The 14,014-nt window shown below is 71.2% G+C and carries 9 protein-coding genes; 1 reads left to right on the top strand and 8 read right to left on the bottom strand.

All coding sequences use genetic code 11. From position 1 onward, the window contains the following. Window positions 1–80 precede the first annotated feature (80 nt). From FED44_RS05690 to FED44_RS05665, 6 genes are all read right to left on the bottom strand, one after another. A complete protein-coding gene (locus FED44_RS05690) occupies window positions 81–2,630 on the bottom strand; it encodes a CehA/McbA family metallohydrolase (RefSeq protein ID WP_138459990.1) in 2,550 nt (849 codons plus the stop codon). Then, window positions 2,623–4,125 (bottom strand): APC family permease, encoded by a 1,503-nt coding sequence (locus tag FED44_RS05685; RefSeq protein WP_138459989.1) that lies wholly within the window; start codon window positions 4,123–4,125, stop codon window positions 2,623–2,625. Before FED44_RS05685 ends, FED44_RS05690 begins: the two co-directional genes overlap by 8 nt. Before the next feature lie 82 nt (window positions 4,126–4,207). Then, the gene (locus FED44_RS05680; protein ID WP_208758848.1) at window positions 4,208–4,588 is read right to left on the bottom strand and encodes a cupin domain-containing protein; all 381 of its coding nucleotides are present in this window, start codon (window positions 4,586–4,588) and stop codon (window positions 4,208–4,210) included. After that, a complete protein-coding gene (locus tag FED44_RS05675; protein WP_138459988.1) occupies window positions 4,585–6,237 on the bottom strand; it encodes a N,N-dimethylformamidase beta subunit family domain-containing protein in 1,653 nt (550 codons plus the stop codon). The genes FED44_RS05680 and FED44_RS05675 overlap by 4 nt, the downstream gene beginning before the upstream one ends. Next, window positions 6,234–7,181 (bottom strand): agmatinase, encoded by a 948-nt coding sequence (speB, locus tag FED44_RS05670; RefSeq protein WP_111698035.1) that lies wholly within the window; start codon window positions 7,179–7,181, stop codon window positions 6,234–6,236. The genes FED44_RS05675 and speB overlap by 4 nt, the downstream gene beginning before the upstream one ends. A 181-nt stretch (window positions 7,182–7,362) precedes the next feature. Then, window positions 7,363–9,564: an alpha/beta hydrolase gene (locus FED44_RS05665; protein ID WP_138459987.1), complete on the bottom strand. Its 2,202-nt coding sequence runs from the start codon at window positions 9,562–9,564 to the stop codon at window positions 7,363–7,365. A gap of 186 nt (window positions 9,565–9,750) precedes the next feature. Here FED44_RS05665 and FED44_RS05660 point away from each other — a divergent pair, with 186 nt between their 5' ends. After that, window positions 9,751–10,374: a LysE family translocator gene (locus FED44_RS05660; RefSeq protein ID WP_138459986.1), complete on the top strand. Its 624-nt coding sequence runs from the start codon at window positions 9,751–9,753 to the stop codon at window positions 10,372–10,374. On the opposite strand, the gene FED44_RS05655 is transcribed toward FED44_RS05660, so the two are convergent. Further along, window positions 10,337–11,824, bottom strand: coding sequence for an amino acid permease (locus FED44_RS05655; protein ID WP_111698039.1), 1,488 nt, complete (start codon window positions 11,822–11,824; stop codon window positions 10,337–10,339). The two genes, FED44_RS05660 and FED44_RS05655, sit on opposite strands and share 38 nt — an antisense overlap. Window positions 11,825–11,887: 63 nt before the next feature. After that, window positions 11,888–13,801, bottom strand: a complete 1,914-nt coding sequence (gene dxs, locus FED44_RS05650) for a 1-deoxy-D-xylulose-5-phosphate synthase (protein ID WP_111698040.1) — start codon at window positions 13,799–13,801, stop codon at window positions 11,888–11,890. Between the last annotated feature and the right edge of the window lie 213 nt (window positions 13,802–14,014).

The following is a 14,014-nucleotide window of genomic DNA, read 5'->3' as shown; positions in this document are numbered from 1 at the left end:
GACGTGCGAGAAGTCGTGCTCGATGGCCAGCCGCCCGAGATCCGCTCCCTGGCGGTTCCCGGGCGAGACGGCGCGGGCCCTCAGCCGGCCTCCTTGCGCTTCAGCAGCAGGTCGCGCGCCTGCAGGAACGGCGCCCGGAGGAAGGCAAGGTGATCCTCCTGCCCGTGCCGATGGCAGACCTGGCCGGGCCACAGGCGACGGCTGCGCTCGTCGATGTACGCGAGGGAGCCGTCGACGAGGTTCAGCATGTGGTCGATCGTGTCCGCGTCGGATCGCGCATACTCCTCGCCCGTACGCACGTAGACCGGCGACGTGTGCGCCATGATCGGCCTGGCCCACACGTCGTGGTGGCGGGCGACTCCGGCGCCCGGCCCGTAGCAGCGCGCGGCGATCCAGCTGTCCTCCGTCACCGGCACGTCCGCGGTCAGTTCCAGCGTACGGCCGGGAGTCTCGACCCTCCGCTCGGCGACGACGTGGCCGTTGACCACGATCTCCAGCCGGTCGACGTCGAAGATCGACTCGACGCGGGCGCCGACGTGGACGGTGCCGCTCGCGGGCACGTGGGTCTCCTCGCCCGGCTGACGGCCGTTGACGCCGAGCCACAGGAGCGGACCGCTGGTGGCGAAGGTGGCTCCCCGCCGGACGGCCCGGCACCAGCTCCAGTAGTCGAACTCCTCCTCGGCCGGCACCTGCGCGTACGTGCGGATGAGGCCGATCGGGACCTCGCTGCTCATCTTGTCGGTGCCGCCCACCAGGGTGATCCGGTAGCCCGCGTTGAGATAGCGGTAGTACTCCCGGATGTTGTACGGGTCGTACGCGATCATCTCGACGGCGTCGAGCCGGCCGGTGGCGAGCAGCGCGGCCGCCTCGCCGTTGGGCACGGGGAAGTGCGCCAGCACGACGGTGCCGTCCTGCTCGCGGCATTCGTCGGCCCAGTGGGACAGCGTGGTCTCCAGGCCGCCGCCGAGTTCCGACTCCTCCGCGCCGCCGGTGCACCACGGCATGATCGGGCGGCGCAGGCCGAGCAGGTTGATGTGGCCGAGCATGCCGCTGCGGTTCTCCTGGCCGGCGAACACGTGCGTGTGCCCGTCGTGCGAGGTGTGCGGGCGGCCGGTGAACTCCTCGGTGTTCGTGAACAGGTGCCCCCACTGGCTGAGGAGCAGGTTGGTGACCCGGACGTCCTCGCCGCGGGCCTCCAGCTCCGCGCCGAGGGTCGAGACGAAGTGCACGTGGGTGTCGCCGCTGTACCAGCCCTCCGCGGCCATGTCGGTCACCCTGGTCAGCGTCAGCTCGAGTTCGGCCTGGTCCGGCCGGATGGTGACCGTCGTGCGCAACGGCTCGTACTCGAACCCGCGAGCCGCCTCGACCGTGACCTCCCCCAGAGGCAGCCAGCCCTCGCAGGTGCCGTCGATGTAGGAGTACGTCGTGGTGCCGAGGCGGACGTCCCCGCCGATGTCGAGGTTCCAGGTGTTGCCGTCGGAGTTGATGTGACCGTGATGGCCATGGGGAGGGTAGGGCACGCCGTCGGCGGACCGGAAGTGGATCCGGCACGGGATCGGCTCACCCGTGGCCGCGTCCCTGACCGTGGTGCGCACCCAGGCCCGCCCGGCGTCGGGGACCCGCCAGGTGACCCCTCCGTCGCCGTGCCGCCCGGCGGCGAGCAGCTCGCCCCATCCGCAGGTGCTGATCACGGTCTCTCCGCGGGTGAGCGTCAGCCGCGCCGAGGGATTGGCCGCGACGCGTACGTAGCCCTGGTGGTGCTCCCCCTCCGGCGTCCCCCAGGCCGGCGTACCCTCGGCGGCCGCGTCGCCGGAGCCGGAGCCGGTCGTGCGGTAGACGTAGGTCGCCGATCCCCGGTCGACGGTCACCGCCAGGTCCTCCGCGATCGGTCCCGCCGAGGGGTCCAGGTCGAGCAGGACGTCGCGCCACACCGTACGCCCGAAGGGGTCCTCGTCGAGGTCGCTCGTGGTCACCGCACCGACGAGGATGGCCGGGCCCGCCGACCGGATCTCCAGCGCGCGGACCGTGCGGCCGGGCCGGGGGTTGCGGCAGGGCCACAGGTAGAACCGGTAGGGCAGGACGTACGGCGACCGCGCCTGCGGGTCGTCGATGTCGACGAACCGCGCCCCGGCGGCGTCGAAACGCCCGTGGGTACGCGGCATCAGCCGGTGCTGGGCGTCGGGTACGGCCAGGAACGGGGTCTGGCCCCAGTCGAGCGGGATGGCGCGGTCGCTCCACAGCCGCGGCGTGGGCCCGATCTCCATGCGCTGGCGCACCGGCAGCCGCTCGGTGCTCCCGTCGTCGTAGACGAGTGTGTAGTGGCCGCAGGTCCCGCCGACCGCCTGTCCGTCGAACAGGTCCGGTGACTCCAGGGCGTGGGCGACCACCAGCCAGGTGACCGCGCGGCCGACCGGGATGGTGACGGCCGCCGGGTGCGGGCCGCCGACGCGGAGCAGGGCCGCCCCGGCGTCCCGTTCGTCGCCGAAGAGGAACGGCAGGCCGTAGAGCGTGCGCGCGCCGAGCGGATAGGAGTCGCCGTCGTCGAGGACAGAACGGGGCACGTTGAACACACCGGCGAGGTCGAGCGGACGGTAGCCCCGGCCCGCGGGCGACGTGTCGTGATCAGGCATTTCCGGTGACAGGCTCTCTCCGCCCTGCGGGCGGCTCGTCGACGGACGTCTGGGCCAGCCCGGCGTACAGCCGGGGTGCGCGGGCCCGCAGGTAGAGGGCCCTGGCCACGCCGGCCACGACGGCGGCCACGCCCAGACCGACGATCAGGAGGTTGGTGGCGGTGCCGGCGCCGGTCAGCAGCGGCAGGTTGCTCAGGACGAGGAAGAGCACCACGGCCAGGGCGGCGAAGCTGAGCCCGGGGGCGATCGTGGTACGGAAGATCCCGGCCTCGGGCGCCTCCCGGCGCAGGAAGCGGATGATCGCCAGGGAGCACAGCGCCCACAGGCAGATGATCCCGAGGAACCCGAGGGCGCTGCCCCACAGCAGCAGCCCCAGGTAGGGGTCGATCCCGAAGACCGCGAACACGACGATCGCCGCGGCCGCCAGCACGGTCTGCACGAGCCCGGCCGTCCACGGCGCCTTGGTCCGCGGGTGGGTACGGCCCAGCGGGCGGGGCAGCAGGCCCTCCCGTCCCATCGCGTAGAAGTAACGGTTGGCCGCGTTGTGCAGCGCGAGCAGCGCGGCGAACGCGCTGGTCAGCAACAGGATGTGCATCACCTCGGTGATCGGGGCGGGCACGTACCTGTCGAAGACGGCGACGACGAGGTTGACGGGGTCGGCCTCGGCCGCGGCCGCGATCTTGTCGACGCCGTACGCCATGACGACGACCCAGGTGATGAAGGCGTAGAAGACGGCGATGAACCCGACCGCGATGTAGGTCGCCCGGCGGACCGTGCGGATGCCGCCCCGCGCCTCCTCGCTGAAGATCGCGGTGGCCTCGAAGCCCATGAACGCCCCGGCGACCAGGGCGAACATCGCTCCGTTGCCCGGGTCGAACACCCTCGTGGGGGCGAACGACTCGGCGGACCAGTTCCCGGCGCCGCCCTTCACCAGGACGTAGACCGCCAGCACGACGAGCACGGCCGTCTCCAGCACCAGCAGCGCCCCGAGGATCCGGGCGCTGGTGTGGATGCCCCGGTAGCCGAGCCATCCCACGAAGACCAGGCCGACGATCGCGAACACCCACCACGGCACGTCGCGGTGGAAGTAGTTCTTGAACGTCTCGGTGGCGTAGACGCCGAGCGCGCCGTACGTGCTGATCTGCAGGGCGTTGTAGGCGACGATGGCGAGCATGGCCGCGCCCGACCCCGCCGGCTTGCCCAGCCCGCGCGAGACGGTGGCGTAGAAGGCCCCGGCGTTGCGGACGTACCGGCTCATGGTCATGAAACCGACGGCGAACAGCGCCATGACCACCCCGGCGACCAGGTAGCCGCCGGGGACGGCGGCGCCGCCCTTGAGGAAGTGCAGGGGGGCGACCGCGACGATGAGCGTCAGCGGCGCCAGCGCGGCGAGGACCGTGAAGACGAGGTCCTTGGTCCCCATGGCGTTGCCGGCCAGGGAGCCGACCTGGGAACCGGGGGCGTTCGCGGAGCTGTCGGGAGGACGACCGGGCATGGTGGGGGCTCCTTACTGCGGGCTGGGAGGAAGGCAGGTGGGGAGGAGAGGGCGGGTGGGCCCGAAGGCGGGAAGGGGGAGCTCAGCGGCTGACCGCGACGAAGACCTTCTCGCTCGGCTCCAGGGTGATCCAGTCACCGCGGAAGCCCTGGGGGATGTGGAACGACTCCCCCGGTCCGAACTCCTTGCGCCGGCCGGAGTCGTCCTGCACGGCCACGCGGCCCTTGAGGATGAAGCAGATCTCGTCGTAGGGCCAGGAGTCGAACCGTATGGCGCCGGGCTCGCCCGTCCAGTAACCGCCGGTGAACGCGCTCGCGGCGCCGCCGAAGACGCGGAACTCCGCCTCCGTCCACTCGGCGGACAGCACATGGTAGTCGCCCAGCGGGGGCACGAAGCGTTCGCCGTTCGCCGCGGAGACGACGCGGACGGCGTCGATGCCCACGGGGGTCTGCCCGTCGCTCACGATGCGGCTCCCTTCTGGTTCTCGAAGCGGCTGCGCAGGCCGAAGCGGCGCAGGACGTTGTGCGTGATGCGCTCGACGAAGGGGTCGCCGAGGCTGAGCACGTGTGACCACTCGGTGGTGCCGCCGTTGAAGACCTCGCCGTCCCCGCGGGTGAACGCCGCGATCATCCCGGCGCCCCGCATCTCCCCCTCGTGCACGTAGCCGGGCAGGTCGTCGCCGAGGTCCGCGTTGTAGTTGTAGACCTCCTCCTCCGGCCCGCCGATCGGCACCCGGCCGCCGAAGCGGTCCTCCTCCCCGCGTACGGCCGGCGCGAGGGCCAGGATCTCCAGCGTCTCGGGGGCGCCGTCCTCGAACGTCGGGTACGGCAACCCGCGCCGGAACGTGTACTCGACCGAGTCGAGCTCGAAGGCCGCGAGGAAGTACGGGGGCCCGCCGAGCAGGTCGCCGTAGTAGAGGTCGGTCCCCTCCAGCGCCCAGTGGTGCGGCCGGTAGACCGTGAAGCCTCCGGACGAGCGGGGGGTGGCGACCCCGTAGCGGTTGTAGATCCCGCCGAGTCCGTTGAGCCCGATGGTGGTGGCGCCCGGCCGGCCGACCGACTTCGCCTCCCACACCGTGGTGGCGAGGTGCGGCGTCGTGGCGGCCTCGGGGTCCAGCGACGGCAGCCGGTAGCAGTACTGCGTGGTCCCGTCGTCGCCGAGCCGGACCTGCCACTGGTAGTTGCCGCCGAACCTGGCCAGGTTGCCGCCCTCGTCGACGAACGCGTCGACCGTGTCGCGCATCCGCCACGACCAGTACTCGTCGTGTCCCACGACGATCGCGCAGGAGTACCCGTCCAGCGCCTGGGGGTCGAAGTGCAGGTCGTGCTGGGTCAGGTAGTCGATCTCGTACCCGTGGCGCTCGGCCCACACCGCGAAGTGCCGCTCGTACGTCGCCCAGAACGCGTCGGCGTGGTGGCGGCTGTACCCGAACAGGCGCGCCCACTCGTACGACGGGTAACGGGGAGCGCCGTGCATCGGCAGCGTACCGGGGTTGGCCTCCCGCGGCGCGCCCGCGGGCTTGCGGATCATTCCCCGGGCGATCGGACGCTGCGTCGAGGCCAGCGGCGACCCGTTGTCGGAACGCGGATCGTCGCCCAGTCCGCGGTAGTGGTTGGCGCCGCCCCAGTCGTTGTAGGCCAGCATCGTGCTGGTGGTCAGCACGAGCGCGGCCGGGGCACGCCGCCCGGCCGGGGCCTTGACGACGAAGAAGTGCTCGCGCTCCCACAGCTCGCCGGACGGCGTGACCGCGCGCACCGTGACGATGTGGAAGCCGCTCCGCCAGTCGTCCGGGATCTCCAGCTCCAGCCCCACCGGCCAGCCGCAGCCGGCGGCGTGGGCGTCGGCCGGCGCCTCGAACCAGCCCGCCGACAGCCCGCGCCGCGACCACACCACGCGGGGCTCCAGCCCGTCGCGGATCACCTCCAGGTCGAAGGACGGGACGCTCGCGCTGAGGTGGAAGCGGACGGTCTCCCCGGGGAAGTACGAGAACCGGTCGGTGTAACACCACACCTCGGCCGCGTCCGGCGTGGCGAACGCACGCTCCGAGGGCCAGCCCTTCGGGGACCAGGCGAAGGCGGCGGGAAGACCCGTCGCCGCGTTCGTGTCGCTCACCGCTCCTCCTTGAGTGCGAGCAGGCTGATCAGGTCGTACGCCACGTGGGAGGCCGCGACCGAGGTGATCTCGGCGTGGTCGTAGGCCGGGGCGACCTCGACCACGTCCGCGCCGACGATGTCGCACCCGGTCAGGCCGCGCAGGATCTCCAGCAGTTCGCGGCTGGTCAGGCCACCGGCCTCCGGGGTCCCCGTGCCGGGCGCGTGCGCCGGGTCGAGCACGTCGATGTCGACCGAGACGTAGAGCGGGCGGCCGCCGATGCGCTCCCGCAGCGCGCCGGCCACCTCGTCCACGCCCCGGCGCATGACGTCGGCGCTGGTCACGATGCCGAAGCCGAGGCGCCGGTCGTCCTCCAGGTCCTTCTTGCCGTACAGCGGGCCGCGGGTGCCGACGTGGCAGACGGCCTCGGTGTCGAGGATGCCCTCCTCGACCGCCCGCCGGAACGGCGTGCCGTGCGTGTACTCGGCCCCGAAGTAGGTGTCCCAGGTGTCGAGGTGGGCGTCGAAGTGCAGCAGCGCGACCGGGCCGTGCCGCCGGGCGGCGGCGCGCAGCAGCGGCAGCGCGATCGTGTGGTCGCCGCCGACCGTGACGAGCCGGGTGCCGCCCTCCATGAGCCCGGACGCCGCCTCGTCGATCGTCTCGACGGCCTCGTGGATGTCGAACGGGTTGCACGCGATGTCCCCCGCGTCGGCCACCTGCATCGCCGCGAACGGCGAGACGTCCAGGCCCGGGTGGTACGGCCGGAGCAGCCGGCTGGCCTCCCGGACGGCCGAGGGGCCGAACCGGGCGCCGGGGCGGTAGGAGACCCCGCTGTCGAACGGCACGCCCACCACCGCGACGTCCGCGTGGCCGACCTCGTCCAGGCGCGGCAGCCGCGCGAAGGTGGCCGGTCCGGCGAATCGCGGAACCCGGGACGAGTCGGCGGGCCCCCGGGGCACGGTCATACCCGATCCTTTCACTCCACTGCGAAGCCCCAGGTCAGGGGCCATGGATCGGCAAGTCTGCAGGAGGAGCGAAGGGACCGGCAATTGGTGTGCCGACGGAAGATCGAGGATGGTTTGTGGACGGGCACAAACGCGGACGCGGCGCGGTCACCCTGGTGACCGCGCCGCGTGGAGCCGAGGGTCAGCGCCTGAACAGACGTGGCGCCAGGTCGATGAGGTTCTTCTGCCACACGTCCCAGCCGTGCGGACCGGGGGTCACCCCGTCGAACTCGTAGCGGATGCCGAGACCGTCCAAGGTGGGCAGGGACGCCATGAAGAACGGCTGCACGAAGTCGGTCACATCGCCGACGTACAGGCGCAGCATCCTGGTCCCCTTGTTGATCGCCTCCGCGTCGACGCCGTCGCCGCTGCCGAACCAGGCCGAGAACGCCGCGATGTAGGCGAACCGGCCCGGATACGCCTTGAGCACCCCGAGCGTCTGCACCCCGCCCATCGAGAGACCGGCCAGGGCCTGCTGCGACGGATCACTGGAGATGTTGTAGCGGGCCCGGGCCGCCGGAACGATGTTGTCGAGAAGCTCCTTGCCGAAGTCGGGCACGTTGCCGTTGCCCATCACGACCACCATCGGCACGAGCTTCCCGTCGAGGAACTCGTGGTCGAGGATCTGCTTGGCGCGTCCCATCTCGACCCAGTCCGTGTAGCTCTGGCCGCTGCCGTGCTGGAGGTAGAGGACGGGATACGGCTCCGCCCGGCCGGCGTCGTATCCGGGCGGGGTCCACACCAGCGCGGTCCGGTCCTGGTTCGCGACGGTGCTCGGATACGTCAGGCTCTCGATCTTTCCGCCCCGGCCGGCGGGAACGTCCGACAGGAGGCGCGACCGCTCACCGGGGATGAGGAAGGTGCTCCAGTTCGGCTCGGAGGTCACCTTCGCCGGGTTCGACGTGTCCTTGACCGAGACCCCGTCCACGATCCACTGGTAGTAGTAGAACCACGGGTCCAGCGGACCGATGGTCGCCCGCCACCGGTCGCCCTCACGGGACATCGGGACGCGCAGCCAGCTCCCGCCGGGAGCGTCGTTCGCCCATACCGTGACGTGCTTGGCGTCCTTGAGGTCCGTCGTGGTCTCGAAGGTGACGAAGCCGTCCTTCGTCACGTACGGCGTCGGAGTCGTGCCGGGCGCCGGCGGGTGGAACTCGCCCTTCAGCCGCCCGTGACCGGCGCTCGGACCGTGATCCGGCGCCTTGCGGAACAGCCGCGGGAGGAAATCGATCAGGTTCTCCTGCCAGGCGGTCCAGTTCGCCCCGGCGTCGGGGTTGACCCCGTCGAACTCGTATCTGACACGGGCGCGGTCCAGTGCCTTCGTGAGGCGGACGGTGGCGTTGTAGGCGGGGTCGGTCACGTTCCCGGTGTACAGGCGCAGCAGCTTGGCACCGGGGTTCGGCCCGGGACCGGGCCTGCCTCCGGCGATCTCCGTGAGGAGACCCGAGAACGAGCCGGCGTAGGCGAACTGGCCGGGACCGGTCAGGGCGGCGCGCAACGCCTGCGAGCCGCCCTCGGACACACCGGCGATGGCCTGGTGCTCCCGGTCGTCATGGACGCGGTAGGCGTCCCCGACGGCCTTGCGGAGGTCCTTGAGGTCCTTGTCGTCGTCCGGACCGCGACCGTCGGTGATCACGACCACCATCGGCTCGATGGAACCGCCGGCGGACAGGTTGTCGAGGATCTGCCTGGCACGGCCGAGGTCGAGCCAGTCGGTGGCGCTCCTGTCCGGGCCGGACAGCAGGTACAGCACCGGAAGCGGCTTGCCGCCCTTGGCCGGGTAGCCCGGCGGGGTCCAGACCAGAGCCGACCGCTCCTCCTTCCCGACCCGGTAGGTCAGGGTCCCGACCTTGCCGCCCTGCCCTTCGGGCGCGTCCGCCAGCAGACGCGCCGAGTCGCCCGGGACGAGGAAGGTGCTCCACAGAGGCTTGGACGCCACGGTGGTGGCGTTCGTCGGATCCTTGAGACCCTTGGTGATGTCACCCGTGACCTGGTAGTAGTACAGCCCCGGCTTGAGCGGGCCGAGGGCCCCCCACCAGGCGTCGCCCCGGCGGGTCAGGCCGAACTCCGCCCAGGCGGAGGAGGGACCGAAGTTCCCCTCGACGGCCACCTCCGACACCGGGCCCACCTTGGCCTCGACGGAGGCCGCCGGGATGCTGATCGACAGGTAGCCGTCGTCCGAAACGTTCAGCCACGGCGTGTCCGCCGCCGCCGGCCCGGGCGCGAAGAGAGGCACGAGGGGCGCGACCAGGACCGCCGCGATCGCCACGACCCCGGCGGCGATCACCGCCGGAAGCCGGCGCGTCCCCCCGGGCCGCACGCCGCCGTGACGGAATAACGTCATTCCGAAACTCCTTTATTGCCGGCAGTGTTATCGATCACCTTTGCACCAAGTCAAGGTAATTGATAAACCGCCATATCGGTAGATCGTTCGGGATGTCGTTCCCCGCGGCCCACGGGGTCGGGAACGTGTGGCAGGGCCGCGTGCCGACCGCCGATAGCCTCTCGTGCGGACAAATCTGGAGGTCATGTGCCAGAACTACTCATGGGGCTCAGCCTGGGGCTGGGGGCGGGCGTCATGCCCGGGGCGCTGCTGACGCTCGTCATCACGGCCAGCCTGCGCGGCGGCTTCCGCGCGGGTGTGCGCCTGGCCTGCGTGCCGCTGCTGTCGGACCTGCCCGTGGTGCTGCTCGCTGTGACGGCCGTCGGGGCGCTGCCGGAGGCGCTGCTGCGCGTGCTGTCGGTGTGCGGTGGCCTCTACGTGGTCTATCTGGGTGTGGAGACGCTGCGCGAGGCCCGTACGGCGCTGCCGCCCCGGCCCGGCGAGGACGCGCCGTCCTCGGCGCGGGAGATCCTGCGCGGGGTGGTGGTGAACCTGCTCAACCCGCACCCCTGGCTGTTCTGGATCGCGGTGGGCTCGCCGGTGTTCGTCGCGGCCTGGGACCGGGCCCCGGCGTACGCGCTGGGCTTCACCGGGGCCTTCTACCTGGTCCTGGTCGGTTCCAAGGTGGCGCTGGCGGGGGCGGTGGGGGCAGGCAGGCACCGGCTGACCCCCCGCGGCTACCGCCTGCTGCTCGGCGCGAGCGGCGTGCTGCTGGCCGCCGTCGGCGTCGTGCTCATCGTCCGAGGGCTGGCTCCCCGGGCTTACTCCTAGGATTCGCCACCCGGCTCCGCCGGTATCCGTACAGGAAGTAGACGACCGTGCCCACGGCCATCCAGACGAAGAAGCGGATCCAGGTCTCCACCGGCAGGTTGAGCATCAAATAGGCCGAGGCCAGCACCGAGGCGATCGGCACCAGCGGCACCAGCGGGGTGCGGAAGGAGCGCGGCAGGTCGGGACGGGTCCTGCGCAGGATCACCACCGCGACCGCGACGATCACGAACGCGAACAGCGTGCCGATGTTCACCAGCTCGGCGATCGCGCTGAGCGGGATCAGCGCCGCGAGCAGCGCGGTCACCACGCCGATGACGATGGTGATCCGGTACGGCGTGCGGAACCTCGGGTGGACCCGGGCGAGGGAGCGCGGCAGCAGGCTGTCGCGGCACATCGCGAACAGCACCCGGCTCTGGCCGAGCATGAGGGTCATCACGACCGTGGTGAGCCCGGCGATGGCCCCGACACTGATCAGGGTCGCCATCCAGGGCTGGCCCACCGACCGGAACGCGTCGGCGAGCGGGGCCGACTCGCTGAGCTCGGAGTAGTGCTGCATGCCGACGACCACGAGCGAGACCACCACATAGAGGATCGTGCAGACGACGAGGGAGGCGATGATCCCGATCGGCAGGTCGCGCTGCGGGCGGCGGGTCTCCTCGGCGGCGGTCGCCACGACGTCGAAGCCGATGTAGGCGAAGAACACCAGCGCCGCGGCGGTGAAGACGCCGAAGACTCCGTAGGCGACCGGCTGCACGCCGAACAGCACCTGGATGAGGGGCGCCTTCAGCCCCTCGTCGGGAGGAAGCTGGTGCGCCGGCGGGACGAACGGCTGGTAGTTGCCCCCCTTGACGTAGAACAGCCCAGCGATGATCACGAGCAGCACCACGGCCAGCTTGATCGCCACCATGGCGCCGTTGAACCTGATCGACATCTTGATCCCGGCCACCAGCACCCCGGTCAGCAGGAGCACGATCACGGCTGCGGGGATGTTGAAGACGGCGTGGTCACCGGCGAGGGACGGCGGCAGATCGATGCCGAAGTTCTTCAGCAGCGAGGCGAAGTAGCCCGACCAGCCCGAGGCGACCACCGCCGCGCCGAGCGCCAGCTCCAGCATCAGGTCCCAGCCGATGATCCAGGCCGGGAACTCGCCGATCGTGGCGTACGCGTAGGTGTAGGCCGATCCGGCGACCGGGACCGTGGCGGCGAACTCGGCGTAGCACAGGGCCGCGAGGGCGCACACCACCCCGGCGACCACGAAGGAGATCGCGACCGCCGGACCGGCCGTGTTGCGCGCCGCGACGCCGGTCAGCACGAAGATGCCGGTGCCCACGATGACCCCGACGCCGAAGACCGTCAGGTCGAGGGCGCTCAGCGTGCGCCTGAGCCGGTGCTCGCCGCCCTCGGCGTCCTCGATGGACTGTTCTACCGGTTTCGTCCGGAAAACGTTCATCCGCAGGCTCCTCACGTCGATGACCTGCAGACTTCCCGGTCGGACCGGTATTACGCATGGTGATCAGTCAGTCGGATGCACCAACCTGGCCGGGTGGCTCTCCATCACCTGCGAGCGCCGCGCGACGGCCTCGGTGATCTGGCGGGCGAGGTCCTGCCCGGTCAGGCCGACGTCGGAGAGGATCTTGGCCCGCTTGGCGTGGTCGAGGAACCGCTGCGGGACGCCGTAGGTCCGCACCGGCACGTCCACGTCCGCGTCGCGCAGCAGGCGCGCCACGGCGTCGCCCACGCCGCCGACCCGGCCGTTGTCCTCCACCACCGCGACCAGCCGGTGCGCCGAGGCGGCGAGCACGAGGGCCTTGTCCAGCGGCTTCACCCAGCGCGGGTCGACCACCGTGGCCGAGATGCCCTGCGCGTCGAGCAGGGTCGCGGCCTCCAGGCAGATCTCCGCCATCGGGCCAACCGCGACGAGCAGCACGTCGGCGTCCCCGGCACGCAGCACGTCCATCTCGCCGAGCTTGCCGACCGCGTCGACGTCCGCGGGCAGCGCGCCCTTGGGGAAGCGGACCACCGTCGGGCCGTCCTCGATCCTCACCGCCTCGGCCAGCAGTTCACGCAGCCGCGCGCCGTCGCGGGGCGCGGCGACCGACAGCCCGGGGACGACCTGGAGGAGTGACAGATCCCACATGCCGTTGTGGCTCGGCCCGTCGTCGCCGGTCACCCCGGCCCGGTCGAGCACGACCGTGACCGGCTGCCGGTGCAGCGCCACGTCCATCAGAAGCTGGTCGAAGGCCCGGTTGAGGAAGGTCGCGTAGACCGCGACCACCGGGTGGAGACCGCCGAACGCGAGTCCGGCGGCGCTGGTGAGAGCGTGCTGCTCGGCGATGCCCACGTCGTAGGTCCGGTCCGGGTACGCCTCGGCGAACGCCGCCAGGCCGGTGGGGTGGAGCATCGCCGCGGTGATCGCGACGACGTCCGTCCGCTCCGCGCCGATCTTCACCATCTCGTCGCCGAAGACGTTGGTCCAGCTGTGCGGCCTGGGCCGCTCCTCGCCGGTCTCGACGTCGAAGGGCTGCGGCGAGTGGAAGCAGTCCTCGTCGTGGTTCTCCGCGTGCGCGTAGCCGTTCCCCTTGCGGGTGAGCACGTGCACGATGACGGGCCCGCGGAAGCCCCGGGCGCGGCGCAGGGCCGCCTCCACGGCGCCCTCGTCGTGGCCGTCGATCGGGCCGACGTACTTCAGCCCGAGGTCCTCGAACATGGCCTGCGGGGTCAGGATGTCCTTCAGGCCCTTCTTCATTCCGTGCAGCGTGTCGTACAGCGGCGTGCCGACCACCGGCACCCGGCCGAGGTTGTTCTTCACGAGCTCCAGCACGTGCTCGTACCCCTGGGTCATCCGCAGGGACGACAGGTGCGAGGCGAGGCCGCCGATCGTCGGCGAGTAGGACCGGCCGTTGTCGTTGACCACGATGATCAGCGGCAGGTCCTTGCGCCCGGCGATGTTGTTCAGCGCCTCCCAGGCCATCCCGCCGGTCAGCGCGCCGTCGCCGATCAGCGCCACCACCGTGCGGTCGGTCTCGCCGCCCAGCACGAACGCCTTGGCGAGCCCGTCGGCGTACGACAGGACGGTGGAGGCGTGGGAGTTCTCGATGAAGTCGTGCTCGGACTCGGCCCGGCTGGGATACCCCGACAGGCCGCCCTCCTGCCGCAGGGTGCCGAACCGCTCGGCCCGGCCGGTCAGCAGCTTGTGCACGTACGACTGGTGGCCGGTGTCGAACAAGATGGGGTCGCGGGGCGAGTCGAAGACCCGGTGGAGGGCGATGGTCAGCTCGACCACCCCCAGGTTGGGGCCGAGGTGGCCGGCGGTCTTCGCGACCGTGGAGACCAGCACGTCGCGAATCTCCTCCGCCAGCGCGGGCAGCTGCCCGGCCTCGAGGCGCTTCACGTCGAGCGGGTCCTTGATCGTCTCCAGAATCCCCACCGTGCATCCTTCCCGCTCGCCATCGAACGGATCGAGTCTAGTTCGACGGAGGCCGGGTGTTACCAGGGGTCGCACTGAACCTCCACAGACCTTCTCCGTAACGACATCTATTCCGCTTTACCCGTCGCCGCCTCCTGCCCTACTCTCATGATCTCGCGAGGGAGTCCGCTTTGAGGCGTTCGAGCCCCTCGCCACCTTCTGTGACCCTGTTTC

Source organism: Microbispora triticiradicis (assembly GCF_005864065.1).
GTDB classification, from domain to species: domain Bacteria; phylum Actinomycetota; class Actinomycetes; order Streptosporangiales; family Streptosporangiaceae; genus Microbispora; species Microbispora triticiradicis.
This window is presented reverse-complemented; position numbering and strand designations above follow the sequence as displayed.